This is a genomic window from Streptomyces sp. NPDC089919, assembly GCF_040684615.1.
Classification (GTDB): Bacteria; Actinomycetota; Actinomycetes; order Streptomycetales; family Streptomycetaceae; genus Streptomyces.
Genome location: NZ_JBFBGK010000161.1, coordinates 1 through 13,005 on the forward strand (window position 1 = coordinate 1; position 13,005 = coordinate 13,005).

Annotated in this window: 9 protein-coding genes; 4 read left to right on the top strand and 5 right to left on the bottom strand. The window is 75.2% G+C overall.

The annotated features are described in order from the left end of the window. Positions 1 to 395: 395 nt before the first annotated feature. The 3 genes from AB0O40_RS35855 to AB0O40_RS35865 all read right to left on the bottom strand — a co-directional run bounded on the left by AB0O40_RS35855 (position 396) and on the right by AB0O40_RS35865 (position 6,200). A complete protein-coding gene (locus AB0O40_RS35855) occupies positions 396 to 1,868 on the bottom strand; it encodes a DUF5719 family protein (protein WP_365050112.1) in 1,473 nt (490 codons plus the stop codon). Further along, positions 1,865 to 5,671, bottom strand: a complete 3,807-nt coding sequence (locus AB0O40_RS35860) for a glycosyltransferase (RefSeq protein WP_365050114.1) — start codon at positions 5,669 to 5,671, stop codon at positions 1,865 to 1,867. The genes AB0O40_RS35855 and AB0O40_RS35860 overlap by 4 nt, the downstream gene beginning before the upstream one ends. A 265-nt stretch (positions 5,672 to 5,936) precedes the next feature. After that, positions 5,937 to 6,200: a WhiB family transcriptional regulator gene (locus AB0O40_RS35865; protein WP_003983763.1), complete on the bottom strand. Its 264-nt coding sequence runs from the start codon at positions 6,198 to 6,200 to the stop codon at positions 5,937 to 5,939. A gap of 592 nt (positions 6,201 to 6,792) precedes the next feature. Here AB0O40_RS35865 and AB0O40_RS35870 point away from each other — a divergent pair. From AB0O40_RS35870 to AB0O40_RS35880, 3 genes are all read left to right on the top strand, one after another. Next, the gene (locus AB0O40_RS35870; protein ID WP_365050116.1) at positions 6,793 to 7,335 is read left to right on the top strand and encodes a cysteine dioxygenase family protein; all 543 of its coding nucleotides are present in this window, start codon (positions 6,793 to 6,795) and stop codon (positions 7,333 to 7,335) included. A gap of 74 nt (positions 7,336 to 7,409) precedes the next feature. Further along, a complete protein-coding gene (cofD, locus tag AB0O40_RS35875) occupies positions 7,410 to 8,363 on the top strand; it encodes a 2-phospho-L-lactate transferase (protein WP_365050118.1) in 954 nt (317 codons plus the stop codon). Then, positions 8,360 to 9,694 (top strand): coenzyme F420-0:L-glutamate ligase, encoded by a 1,335-nt coding sequence (locus AB0O40_RS35880; RefSeq protein ID WP_365050120.1) that lies wholly within the window; start codon positions 8,360 to 8,362, stop codon positions 9,692 to 9,694. The genes cofD and AB0O40_RS35880 overlap by 4 nt, the downstream gene beginning before the upstream one ends. Before the next feature lie 20 nt (positions 9,695 to 9,714). Here the strand turns inward: AB0O40_RS35880 and AB0O40_RS35885 are convergent, their stop codons facing one another. Both AB0O40_RS35885 and AB0O40_RS35890 read right to left on the bottom strand, forming a co-directional pair. Then, positions 9,715 to 10,716, bottom strand: a complete 1,002-nt coding sequence (locus AB0O40_RS35885; protein WP_365050122.1) for a DNA-3-methyladenine glycosylase 2 family protein — start codon at positions 10,714 to 10,716, stop codon at positions 9,715 to 9,717. A gap of 64 nt (positions 10,717 to 10,780) precedes the next feature. Next, a complete protein-coding gene (locus tag AB0O40_RS35890) occupies positions 10,781 to 12,160 on the bottom strand; it encodes an LCP family protein (protein ID WP_365050124.1) in 1,380 nt (459 codons plus the stop codon). A 105-nt stretch (positions 12,161 to 12,265) separates the two neighbouring features. On the opposite strand from AB0O40_RS35890, the gene AB0O40_RS35895 reads away from it, so the two are divergent. After that, positions 12,266 to 12,805 carry an acyl-CoA thioesterase gene (locus AB0O40_RS35895; RefSeq protein ID WP_365050126.1) on the top strand — a complete coding sequence of 180 codons (540 nt, stop codon included), beginning with the start codon at positions 12,266 to 12,268 and terminating at the stop codon, positions 12,803 to 12,805. Positions 12,806 to 13,005 lie beyond the last annotated feature (200 nt).

Below are 13,005 nucleotides of genomic sequence, written 5' to 3' on the forward strand. Positions count from 1 at the left end.
GGGTTGGCACGGCGGGTGCCGCCCGGTGGGCCCGCACCGCCGCTGCGCGACGGTCGCCTCAAACGCCGGCGGGGCTGGGTACGCGGGGTTCCGCCCCGGACCCCGCGCCTCAAACGCCGGCGGGGCTGGGTATGCCGGGAACCTGGCCGGCTCAAGGGCCGCGGGGCCAGTCCCGCGGGCCGGCGGGGCTGGGTATGCCGGGGACCCGGCTGGCTCAAGGGCCGCCAGGCCGGTCCGGCGGGCTCCCGGCCTGAGTTGGCCGAAGGCCGGGCCGCCGAGGCCGCGGGGCCGGAGGGGCCCGGCCGGGCCGGGCGTCGGGGCCGGGCCGGAGGGGCCCGGGCGGGCCGGGCGTCGGGGCCGGGCCAGGGGGGCCGGGCGGCTCAGCGGGTTGGGGGTCAGTTTTGGAGGACTGTGAGGTTTTGGGTGGCTTCGGGGACGGCTACCGTGCTGTGGTCGTCGGCGAGGAGCTGGATGGTGAACATGGGGATGCCGTCGGCCGGGAGGGCCAGGGTGCGGGCGGCGTAGACGGGGCCGCCGGACTGCGTCTCGACGGTCAGGGCGTAGGAGCCCTTCAGGGCCGCCGGGACGGGGGACGGCAGGGCCACGGTCGTGCCGGCCTTGACGGTGACCGTCTTGGTGGCCGGCTCGCCGGCCTGCGTGCCGGCACCGGCCGTGATCTTCACGGTCGCGTCCGCACCCGGCGCGGTGAGCGAGAGCGTGCCGCCGGTGGCGCGGTTGTCCGCCGCGGTGGCGCGGGCGCCCACCGGCGCGGCGGCCGGGATGAAGGCGATCTCCTGCTTGGCGCCGCTGCCCCGGACCACCCGCAGCGCGGCGACGACCGGGGCCCGGTGCCCCGGCTCGGAGGGCACGAGCAGCAGCGAGCCGGCCTCGCCGCGGGTCAGGTCCTTGAGTTCGACGCTGGCCGTCATCCGCGACTTGACGTGCAGTTCCTCGTTGCCCGCCGGGGTGATCGAGCCGGTCGGGCCGGCCAGCTTGAGCGTGAGGTCGGCGTCGTCCTCGCCGGTGGCGAAGGCGACCAGCCGTACCGAGGTCGCGTCGGCCGGGATGCCCGGCAGGACCACGGACGGCCCGGCGTCGGCCGCGGCCGGCAGCCAGTCGGAGCCCGTGCCGTCCTCCTGGACCTGGACGGAGGCCCCGACCCGGCCGGTGCGGGTGGTGACGTGCACGGTCAGGTCGGCCACCGGGGCCGAGGTCAGCGTCGAGAGCAGCACCGGGACGGAGGACCGGGCCGGGACCGGGATGCCCTCCCCCGCGCCGCTGTCCGACTTCAGCGAGCCGTCGGGGCCGAAGAGCTCCACGTCGACCACGGCGGCGGAGTCGTCCGGGTTGGTGACGTGCAGGTAGTCCTGGCGGGTCTTGGCGGTGCTCGCGCCGGGGAACCAGAAGTCGGTGTCCGGCGCGGTGCAGGCGGCGCCGAGCACGCCCCGGGCCGAGCCCACCGAGACCACGGTGGTCTGCTGGGCGGCCCAGCCGGGGGCCAGCACGCCCTCGGCGGCACCCGCCAGCGCGGGCACCTCGGCGCCGGAGGCGGTGGCCGCCACGGGCTTGCCGGGTTCCTTGAGGGTGAGCTTCGGGGCGTGCTTGGCGTCGGCGGTCAGGAGCTGCGCGCTGCCGGCGCCGGCCCCCTGCGCGCTCTCGCCCTTCGGCGTGACCGAGGTGTACGTGGTCTCCGCGATGTCCGAGCCGCTGGGCGGCGGGCAGAGCAGGGCGGAGCGCTCGACGGGCAGCCGGACGGCGGCCTTGCCGCCGTCGCCGGCGGTCCCGGCCGGGGCGGCGAGGGTCGCGGCCCCGGTGAGGGCCGCGAGGGCCGCGGTGACGGCGGCGAGGGTCAGGGGTGCGCGCTTCACTGCTGGTTGCTCCCGTCGGGACGCCGGTCGTCGTGGCCCGGCTGGTGGTGGCCCTCGTAGCCGTCGTAGCCGTCGTAGTTCTCGTACGGGGCGGCCTGGCCGTCGTACCCGGTGCCGTCCGGCCGGTGGCCGGGGGCCGGGTAGCCGCCCTGGGGCTGCTCGCCGTACGCCTGCGGGTACCCGGTGCCGTAGCCGGGGTAGCCCTGGCCCTGGTCATAGCCGGCGCCCGGGTCGTAGCCGGCGCCCTGGCCCGGGTCGTAGCCCGGCTGCCCCTGGTCGTAGCCGGTCCCCTGGCCGTCGTAGCCGGTCCCCTGGCCGTGGTCGTAGCCGCCGCCCTGGCCGTCGTACGGGTACTGCGCCGGGTAGCCGGTGCCGGGCTGCTCGGCGTAGGCCGGGGCGGGGGTGTCCCACTCGCCGTAGGAGGGCTGGGCGGGCACGCCCGGGTGGCCCTCGGCCGGCAGGTCCGCGAAGGGGTCGGCGGCGGCCGGGTCGGCCGCGTACGGGTCGGCCTGCTGTCCGTAGGCCTCCTCGGTGGCGGCCGGGGCCTCCTCGGCGCGCAGCCGGCGGGCCCGGCGGCCGGTGCCGGGGGCGTCCTGGGCCGGCACCGGGGCCTCCTCCTCGGGGAGGTCGTCGTCGAGCTCGCGGCGGCGGCCGGGGAGGGCCATCACCAGCAGCAGGACGGCGAGCGAGCCCTGGGCCCAGTGCCAGCCGGTGTGGGTGACGGAGTCCTGGTAGGACAGGTCCAGCCGGCCGCCCTCGGTGGGCAGTTCGAAGCCCTGGGCCCAGCCGTCGACGGTCTTCTTCTTCAGGGCGCGGCCGTCGAGGGTGGCGGTCCAGCCGGGCGCGGAGGTGTCGGCGATGCGCAGGACCCGGCCGGCCGGGCCGGCGGGCAGTTCGGTGCGGGCGCCGACGGCTCCGGAGGCGACCGGGACCGGGTCGTCCCCGGGCTTGCCGGAGACGATCACGGCCCGCGCGACCTGGCGGTCGACCCGCCACAGGGCGCTGCCGTCGAGCTGGCTGAGCCGGGACAGGCCCGGGGTGGCGTCGAGGACCCGGCCGACCTGCTGGGGCGCGCCGTCGCGGACCAGGACGTAGCGGATGGCGAAGGCGCCGAGCTGGGCGCTCTGGTCGGCGCCGGAGCCGGCGACCAGGTTGGAGACGACCTTGTCGAGGCGCGGGTCGCTGCCGTCGGCGGCGGCGAGTTCGGCGTCGCCGAGGTGGCCGCCGGAGCCGCGGACGAGGGTGTACGCGACCTTCGCGGGCGAGTCGCCGCCGAGCACGAGGGTGCGGGCCTGGTCGCGGGTGTGGCTCTCCTCGGCGACGAAGGCGGGTACCTGGACGGGGTCGCGGCGCTCCACCGGGCCGGCGGCGCCGGTGAACATCCAGCCGGCGGCGGCCAGCAGCGGTCCGGCGACCGCGGCGAGGGCGATCAGGGCGGCGGCCGGCTGGCGCCAGCCGAAGCTCTGGGCGGCGACCCGCTCGCGGGCGCCCTCGGCGCCGACGGCGGCGGCGGTCAGCAGCGCGATGCCGTAGACGAGGGTGGCGGGGCCGGCCCAGCCGGAGTGGTTGACCAGGACGGCGAAGCCGAGGCCGGTGAGGGCCACGGCCCAGGCGGTGCGGACGGCGAAGCCGCGCTCCTCGCGGAGCAGGGCGGCGAGGGCGGCCAGCACGATGCCGACGAGCAGCAGCCCGCCGGCGGTCCGGGGGCCGCCGGGGCTGATGCCGAGCAGGTCGAGGGCGCTCGCGGCGCCGCTGCCGTACGGGAGGCCGGCCTCGCGCAGCAGGGCGGCCGGGTGCGTGAGGAGGTCCAGCGACCAGGGGGCGAGGACCAGCAGCGGGGTGGCGAGCTGGGCGAGCAGCCGGGGCGCGAAGGTCTTGAGCTCACCGCGGCGCAGCACCAGCGCGCCGAGGCCGAGCACCGCCGCCAGCGGCCAGGCCACGGGGGTGAAGGCGGTGGCGAGGGTGAGCAGCAGGGTGAGCGTCCACAGGGCGCGCCAGCTGCCCTTGGCGCCGTCCTCGTCGCCGAGGCCGTACGCGGCGACGGCCGCGCGGGCCATCAGCGGGAGCAGGACGGCGAGGACGGCGGTGCCCAGCCGGCCGCCGGCCAGCGCGCCGGTGACGGCGGGCAGGAAGGCGTAGGCGATGGCGGCCCAGGCGCGCAGCAGCCGGGACTCGACCAGCGGGCGGGAGGCGAAGTAGGCGGTGAGGCCGGCCAGCGGGACGGAGCAGACCAGCAGCAGGGTCAGGGCGAGCTGGGGGCTGCCGAGGAGCAGGCTGGAGACGGCCGCGAGGACGGCGAGGTAGGGCGGTGCGGTGGCGGTGCCGCCGGTGCCGACCGGATGCCATTCGCCGAGGTACGAGGACCAGAGCCCGGTGGCGCCGGCGGGGGCGGGCAGCAGGGCGCCGCCCATGAGGGAGCCGCCGCTGAGCAGGGCCCGGCAGGCGGTGAGGGAGACGATCAGGAGGACGGCGAACAGGACGGGCGCGGGCTTGCGGGCGATCCGCTTGAGCCGGGCGAACTGCTCGATCTCGAGGAAGTCGGCGTCGTCGCCGCCGGGTCCGGACTCGACGGCGCCGTGCCGGCCGGCGTTGCCGGTCTCCTGGTCGGCGCCGGAGCCGACGTATCCGGCGAGTTGTTCGACGGTGGCCCGCAGGGTGGCGCCGGGCGGCGGGAAGAGCGGGCGGAGTTCGGCGGCCGGGACCGAGGAGCGCAGGCGGCGCCGGGCGGCCAGGATCCGGCCGGGGCGCAGCAGGGTGTTGAAGAGGCCCCGGACCTCGTCGACGGCCTGGCCGGGGGCCTTGCCCACGAGGTAGGCGAGGGTGCGCAGCAGGGTGCCGAGGAGCAGCCGGAAGAAGACGTAGGGCAGGGCCCGGCCACGGGTGTTGACCAGCATCGTGTAGACGGCGCCGGACTTGTCGACCCGGTGCGGGCTGGCGACGGAGCGGCCGGCGCAGTCGATGGGGCGGCGTTCGCGGGCGGCGGCCTCGGCGTGCCGCAACACGGCGTCGGGGGCGACGAGGACGGGGTGGCCGGCGGCGTGGGCGCGCCAGCACAGGTCGACGTCGTCGCGCATCAGGGGCAGCCGGCGGTCGAAGCCGCCGAGCTCTTCGTAGACGTCGCGGCGGATCAGCATGCCGGCGGTGGAGACGGAGAGGACGGGGCGGACCTGGTCGTGCTGGCCCTGGTCCTGTTCGCGGCGGTCCAGGCCGGTCCAGCGGCGGCCGCTGTGCGCGATGGTGACGCCGGTCTCGAGCAGCTGCTTGCGGTCGTACCAGCCGCGCAGCTTGGGGCCGATGACGCCGGCTTCCGGGTTCTCCTCGGCCACCCGCAGGAGTTCGGCGAGGGCGTCGGGGGCGGGGGCGCAGTCGTCGTGGAGCAGCCAGAGCCACTGCACGGGTTCGCCGTGCGGGAGTTCGGGGAGGTCGTAGGCGTCGTCGTTCCAGGTCCGGCTGACCGGGTCCCAGCCGCTGGGGCGCTTGAGGTATGGAAGTTCCTCGGGGGTGAGCGTCCCGGCGATGCGGACGGCCTCGTCGACGGCGGCGCCGAAGCCGGTGCGGCGGGCCAGGTGCAGGACGCGGTCGTCGCCGAGGGCTTCGGCGAGCAGCCGGGCGGAGTCGTCGGCGCTGCCGGTGTCGGCGGCGACGTGGTTCTGCACGGGGCGTTCCTGGCCGAGCAGGCCGGCGAGCGCCTGGGGCAGCCAGCGGGCGCCGTCGTGCGCGACCAGGACCGCGGTGACGACGTGGCGCGGGAATTCGGGGGCGGCCGACGGATGGGGAGCCGTCGAGTGGCTGTGCACGGACATCGGGGTACGGGCCCTCCGGCCTGGGGCTCCCCCCGGACCGGAGTCTGGGGGTCCGGGGGTGGCTGCTCCCCCGGAGGCTGCTGGACAGCGCCCCACACTAACGGCTGCGGAGAAAGCGGTCCGCCTCCTGCGGGGAAGGTGCAGGAGGCGGACCGCTGGTCGATGTGGCCGAACCCGGGGGCGGCTTGCGGCGTTTGTGTGGCTTGGGGTGGTTCGGGTTCGTACGATGCGCCGTCACGCGGGAGCGCGGGCGCGTGGGGTCGTCTCAGACGGCGGCCTTTTTCAGCCGTCGGCGCTCGCGCTCGGAAAGACCACCCCAGATGCCGAACCGCTCGTCATTGGCGAGGGCGTATTCGAGGCATTCGGAACGGACTTCGCAGGCGAGGCAGACCTTCTTGGCCTCGCGGGTCGAGCCGCCCTTCTCGGGGAAGAAGGACTCGGGATCGGTCTGGGCGCAGAGTGCGCGCTCCTGCCATCCGAGTTCTTCGTCGGCCTCCTCGACCAGCAGTTCCTGAAACAGCTCGGTCATGTGCGCCCCTCGTCTGTCTTCGCGTCCCCGTGAGCTGCCGTGGCCGAATTCCGGCCGAACGACACGAGTGAAATTACAAGTGTGTGTATCCGGGGCAGTCAAGCCGAGATCTGCTATTGAGCCCCTTATTCACTCTGCGGAACCAAACCTATGCAGAAAGTGTTCATATCGCCAAAAATCGTGACACATGCCACATGCATCGCCTGGTCCGCAGCGTCACCCATAACGGACGCACCATCAGCCGCTCGGGTTGCAGCGCCAGATGCCCGGGCGAGAGGTGCACAAACCTTTCTCCGGACACAGTAACCGGATGAGGTGAAACTTTTCCCCCAAACCGGACATTGGGTTGACAGTCGCACCCCCGGCCCGGTCTCCTTGTTCCCATGTCAGCGAACGCAGCCTTCCTCGAGACCCCCATTCGTGGGTTCCTCGCGGCTGCCCAGGTTCGCTGTTGCTGTTGCTGCTGTTGATGCCCCAGAGCGTCCGGCTTCTCTCCCCCTGGCTCTGAGCCCCCGGCTCCCGTAGCCGTCCGGCTCCCGCAGCCGTCCCGCGACACCCCGACAGCCCAGCACTCCTGCCGAGGAACCCCCGCATGAACAGCGACAGCGACCTCCAGATCGCCGGCGACATCCTCGCCGTCCAGCACCTGCTCCAGCCCGCCAAGGAGCACCCCGCCACCGTGGCCGAGTTCGCCGGCCTCGCCCGCACCATCGCCGAGGACCGCGACCAGTGGGCCCACCTGGTCCGCTACGACGCCGCCTCCCGCTGGTACCACCGCCTGGCCGAAGGCCCCGGCTACGAGGTCTGGCTGCTCAGCTGGGTCCCGGGCCAGCGCAGCGGGCGCCACGACCACGGCCCCTCCTCCGGCGTCCTGACCGTCCTGGAAGGGCGGCTGACCGAGCGCACCGAGCGCGGCCACCGCATCCTGGCCGCCGGCGGCCAGCGGGTGTTCGCGCCCGGCTACGCCCACGAGGTCGTCAACGACTCCCTCGAACCGGCCGTCAGCCTGCACGTCTACTTCCCGGGCCTGACCGAGATGCCGATGCACGACGCCCCGCACGGCGCGACCGCGCAGCACCCCGGCAGCGTCGCGCGGCAGTGCGCCCCGGCCGGCCTCGCCGCCGTCACCGCCTGACCCGGTCCGGCCGCCCGCGGGCCGCCCGCCCACCGGCCCTCGGGCGGTCGGCACCCTGCTGACAGACTGTCCGCATGCGCATTGTTGTTCTGGCAGGCGGTATCGGCGGTGCCCGTTTCCTTCGCGGCCTGAAGGCGGCCGCGCCCGAGGCGGACATCACGGTCATCGGCAACACCGGTGACGACATCCATCTCTTCGGGCTGAAGGTCTGCCCCGACCTGGACACGGTGATGTACACCCTCGGCGGTGGCATCAACGAGGACCAGGGCTGGGGCCGCACCGACGAGTCCTTCACCGTCAAGGAGGAGCTGGCGGCCTACGGCGTCGGGCCGACCTGGTTCGGCCTCGGCGACCGGGACTTCGCCACCCACATCGTCCGCACCCAGATGATCGGCGCCGGCTACCCGCTGAGCGCGGTCACCGAGGCGCTGTGCGACCGCTGGCAGCCGGGGGTCCGGCTGCTGCCCATGTCGGACGACCGGGTGGAGACCCATGTCGCCGTCGAGGAGGGCGGCGAGCGCCGGGTCATCCACTTCCAGGAGTACTGGGTACGGCTGCGGGCCTCGCTGGACGCCCAGGCGGTCGTCCCGGTCGGCGCCGAGCAGGCCAAGCCCGCGCCCGGGGTGCTGGAGGCGATCGCCGCGGCCGACGTGATCGTCTTCCCGCCCTCCAACCCGGTGGTCTCCATCGGCACCATCCTCGCCGTGCCCGGGATCCGCGAGGCCGTGGCGGCGGCCGAGGCCCCCGTCGTGGGCCTCTCCCCCATCGTCGGCGGCTCGCCGGTGCGCGGCATGGCCGACAAGGTGCTGGCCGCGGTCGGCGTGGAGTCCACGGCAGCCGCGGTGGCCGCGCACTACGGCACCGGACTGCTGGACGGCTGGCTGGTGGACAGCGCGGACGAGGCCGCGGTGGCCGAGGTCGAGGCCGCCGGGATCCGCTGCCGCGCGGTGCCGCTCATGATGACCGACCTGGCGGCGACCACCCTGATGGCCCACGAGGCGCTGACCCTCGCCGAGGAGGTGCGGTGACGGCGCCCTCGTACACTCCCGCGGCCGGTGGCACGGCCGCGCCCGGGCCCGCGTACACGGTGCGGGCGCTGACCGGGATCCCCGAGGTGCGCCCCGGGGACGACCTGGCCGCGCTGATCGCCGCGGCGGCGCCGGACCTGGCGGACGGGGACGTCCTGCTGGTCACCTCGAAGATCGTCTCCAAGGCGGAGGGCCGGATCCTGGCGGCCGACTCCCGCGAGGCGGCCATCGACGCCGAGACCGTGCGCGTGGTGGCCCGGCGGGGCTCCCTGCGGATCGTGGAGAACCGGCAGGGCCTGGTGATGGCCGCGGCCGGGGTGGACGCTTCCAACACCGAGGCGGGCACGGTCCTGCTGCTGCCGCAGGACCCCGACGCCTCGGCGCGCGAGCTGCGCGCCTCGCTGGCCCGGGAGCTGGGCGTGGACGTGGGCGTGGTCGTCACGGACACCTTCGGGCGGCCCTGGCGGTCCGGGTTGACGGACGTGGCCATCGGCGCGGCCGGGGTGCGGGTCCTGGACGACCTGCGCGGCGGCACCGACGCCCACGGCAACCCGCTCAACGCGACGATAGTGGCCACCGCCGACGAACTGGCCGCCGCGGGCGACCTGGTGAAGGGCAAGGCCGGCGGGCTGCCGGTGGCGCTGGTCCGGGGCCTGGGGCACGTCCTGGGCGAGGGCTCCGCCCGCGAGCTGGTGCGGAACCCGGCCGACGACATGTTCCGGCTGGGCACCTCCGAGGCGGTCCGGGAGGCGGTCACCCAGCGGCGCACCGTACGGGCCTTCACCGACGACCCGGTGGACCCGGGCGCGGTCCGCCGCGCGGTGGCCGCGGCGGTCACCGCACCGGCCCCGCACCACACGACCCCGTGGCGGTTCGTGCTGCTGGAGTCCGAGGCGGCGCGCACCGGGCTGCTGGACGCGATGCGCGAGGCGTGGATCGCGGACCTGCGCCGGGACGGGAAGTCCGAGGAGTCGATCGCCCAGCGGGTCCGGCGCGGCGACGTGCTGCGCAACGCGCCCTATCTGGCGGTGCCGTGCATGGTCATGGACGGCGCGCACCACTACGGGCACGACCGACGGGACGCGGCCGAGCGGGAGATGTTCGTGGTGGCCACCGGCGCCGGGGTGCAGAACTTCCTGGTGGCGCTGGCCGGTGAGCGGCTGGGTTCTGCCTGGGTGTCCTCGACGATGTTCTGCCGGGACGTGGTGCGGCGGGTGCTGGACCTGCCGGAGAACTGGGAGCCGATGGGCGCGGTGGCCATCGGGCGGCCCGCCGAGCCGCCGAAGGAGCGTCCGGGGCGGGATCCGGAGGCCTTCGTCGAGGTGCGGTAGCCGCCCGGGGGCCGGCCTCCTCAGAGGCGGCCGATGTCCCCGCGCGGCATCCGGGGGGTGCGGCGCGGCGGGGCCTGGCCGCCGAGCAGGATCAGGCGGGCGGCGCGGTGCCGCTGGCCGGCGTACGGGGCGAGGAGTTCGAGCATCGCCGCGTCGTCGGCGTCCCGGTCCCCGGCCAGGGACCAGCCGATGATGCCGGGCAGGTGGAGGTCGCCGACGGTGACCGCGTCGGGGTGGCCGTTGCTGCGCTGAAGGGTCTCGGCGGAGGTCCAGGGGCCGATGCCGGGGACCAGCTCCAGCCGGGCGGCGGCCTGCGGCAGGTCCATGGCCGCGGCCTCCTCCAGGCGGGCGGCGACCCGGGCCGCGCGCAGGACGGTGGCCGCGCGCTTGTCGTCGACCCCGGCCTTGTGCCAGTCCCAGGAGGGGACGGCGCGCCAGCCGCGGGCGTCTGGCATGACGTGCATCCCGGCGGGCGCGGGGCCCGGGGCGGGCGTGCCGTGCTGCCGGACCAGCAGCCGCCAGGCGCGGTAGGCCTCGTCGGCGGTGACCTTCTGCTCCAGCACGGAGGGGATCAGCGACTCGAGGACCAGGCCGGTGCGGCCCAGCCGGAGGCCGGGGCGGCGGCGGTGCGAGGCGTGCACGAGCCGGTGTCGGGGGACGAAGGCCGCGGGGTCGTCCTCGGCGCCGAGGAGGGCGGGCAGGCCCTCCAGGAGCCAGTCGGCGCCGGGGCCCCAGGCCTGCGCGGTGACCTCGCCGCCGTGCGCCCGGACCCGCAGGGTGCCGGGGCCCGCGGGGGTGGCGCTGGCGCGCCAGACCGAGCCGTCGGGGGTGACGCGGAAGGTGGGGTCCCCCGGGCCGCGGCGCAGCGGACCGAGGACCAGGCCGAGGGCCAGCGGGCCGTCCGGCACCCAGGTGCGGGTCTTCCCGCCGGTGTCCCCCGCGGGGGCGGGGGCGGGCGGAGGTACGCGGGTCTGTCCACCGCGCACGGTGGTCCGCGTCAGGGGTTCGTACCGTCCGGCCACCTTTCGAGGGTAGCCCGGCGGGGCGGGTCCCCGGCCCGCCCCTCGGTGCTCCGCCCGGGACCGGTCAGCGGCTGGTGACCGTGACCTTCTCGTCGTTCTGGATCTGCTTGACCAGCTGCTGGACCTTGGGCTTGTCCCAGAGGAGGTTGCCGCCGCGCTCGCCGTTGATCGGCATGTTCATGGAGACGCCGTCGCCGCCGTTGATGCCCTTCATCGCGAAGAACATCTGGCCCAGGTCCCACAGGGACATGTCCTTGTCCACGATCAGGGTGTCCAGGCCCGCGCCGAGCATCGGGTACAGGGCGAAGGGGTTGAGGATGGTGCCGGGCGTGGCCGCCTGGTTGGCCAGGGCGGCGAGGAACTTCTGCTGGTTCTTCGTGCGCGCCAGGTCCGACTCGGCGAAGGCGTAGCGGGTGCGGACGAAGGCGAGGGCCTGCTCGCCGTTGAGGGTCTGCTTGCCGGCCTTGAAGTCGGCGCCGGACTTCTTGTCCTTGAAGCCCTTCTCGATGTTCATCTCGACCCCGCCGAGCGCGTCGACGATGTTCGCGAAGCCGGCGAAGCCGATCTCGGCGTAGTGGTCGATGTGCAGGCCGGTGTTGTACTCGATGGTGCGCACCAGCAGTTCGGGGCCGTCGGTGGCGTAGGCGGCGTTGAGCTTCATGTGCTGGCCGCGGCCCGGGAACTTCTTGCCGGACTCCGAGCCGACGAAGGACGGGATCTCCACGTCCGAGTCGCGCGGCAGGGAGACCATGGTGTTCCCGCTGTCGCAGGTGGCCAGGACCATCATCGAGTCGGTGCGCTTGCCCTCGGCGGAGCCGGTGTGGAGCTTCTTCTTCTCCTCGTCGGACATGCCCTCGCGGCTGTCGGAGCCGACGATCAGGTAGGTGGTGCAGTCGCCTTCCTTGGGGCGCTCGATCACCTTGGAGAGGTCGACCTCGCGGCGCACCTTGGAGTCGGCCCAGAAGTAGGTGCCGACGGAGACCACCACGATCGTGGAGACCAGCACCAGCGAGCCGATCTTGATCCGGCGGCGCCAGTCGACGGGCCGCTGCGGGCGGGGCGTGCCGCCCTGGCCGCCGCCGGGCCCGCCCGGGCCGCCGGAGCCGCCGTGGCCGCCCTGGCCGCCGCTCGGGGAGCCGTAGACCTGGCCGGTGTTGTACCCGCTGTCGTAGCCGCCGTACGTGTCGCCCTGCGGGCGGCTCTGCGGGGGCACGCCGCCGGGGCGGGCGGGCGCGGGCTGCCGGCCGGGGTACGGGGGCTGCTGCGGCGGCACGGGCCGCCGGCTGCCGGGGGCCTCCGGCCAGCCGGAGGCGGCCTGGCCGGGGGCCTGCTGCGGCCGCTGGACGTGGCGCATGACCCGGGCGCCCTCCGGCTGGTTGCTGGAGCTGCCGCGGCCGTAGCGCTCGTCCGCGTCCTCGGTCCGCCCCTCGGGCCATTCGTTCATGGGTCAAGGATGCCCGGCCGGGCGTGTCGGCCGACAGCCCGGGTCGGGGTTCGTACCCGGTCTGTTGCAGAGCTGCGGCCTTTGTCACGGACTTAAGGTGGGTGCATGACAGATGTTTCGGGCGATCTCGCCGGTAAGCCCACCTCCGCCTCGCGGACGACTCTGAGCCACATCATGACGGCCAACGACACCAACCTGCTCGGGACGGTGCACGGCGGCGTGATCATGAAGCTGGTGGACGACGCGGCGGGTGCGGTGGCCGGTCGCCACTCCGGCGGGCCGGCCGTGACGGCCTCGATGGACGAGATGGCCTTCCTGGCGCCGGTCCGGGTGGGCGACCTGGTCCACGTCCGGGCGCAGTGCAACTGGACCGGCCGCAGCTCCATGGAGATCGGCGTCCGGGTGCTGGCCGAGCGGTGGAACGAATCCACCCCGCCGACGCAGGTGGGCTCGGCGTACCTGGTCTTCACCGCGGTCGACGGCGAGGGCAAGCCGCGGACGGTGCCGCCGGTGCTGCCGGAGTCCGAGCGGGACGAGCGGCGCTACCAGGAGGCGCAGATCCGGCGCACGCACCGGCTGGCCCGGCGCCGGGCCATCACGGAGCTGCGCGCCAAGCGCGCCGCCGAAGGCCTCGACGACGCCTGACCCCCTCCCCGGGCCCCCGCCCCGCCCCCGGGCACGCCTGCGGCCGTGCCGCACCTTGTACGCGTGCCCGCGGGCGGTCGCCGTGCGCTGCCGCCCACACCTCGTACGCGTGCCCTGCGGGCGGTCGGGATGTGTGGGGAGCGCCGCTTGCCGCTCACCCCAGAACGCCGCCGAACAGGCCGCCGTGCGCCATGCCGAGG

What these genes read in the sequence shown, in the direction of transcription:
- AB0O40_RS35890 (WP_365050124.1), bottom strand. Translation starts at nt 12,160, where the DNA reads ATGAACGAATGGCCCGAGGGGCGGACCGAGGACGCGGACGAGCGCTAC.
- AB0O40_RS35895 (WP_365050126.1), top strand. Translation starts at nt 12,266, where the DNA reads ATGACAGATGTTTCGGGCGATCTCGCCGGTAAGCCCACCTCCGCCTCG.
- cofD (WP_365050118.1), top strand. Translation starts at nt 7,410, where the DNA reads ATGCGCATTGTTGTTCTGGCAGGCGGTATCGGCGGTGCCCGTTTCCTT.
- AB0O40_RS35865 (WP_003983763.1), bottom strand. Translation starts at nt 6,200, where the DNA reads ATGACCGAGCTGTTTCAGGAACTGCTGGTCGAGGAGGCCGACGAAGAA.
- AB0O40_RS35860 (WP_365050114.1), bottom strand. Translation starts at nt 5,671, where the DNA reads ATGTCCGTGCACAGCCACTCGACGGCTCCCCATCCGTCGGCCGCCCCC.
- AB0O40_RS35870 (WP_365050116.1), top strand. Translation starts at nt 6,793, where the DNA reads ATGAACAGCGACAGCGACCTCCAGATCGCCGGCGACATCCTCGCCGTC.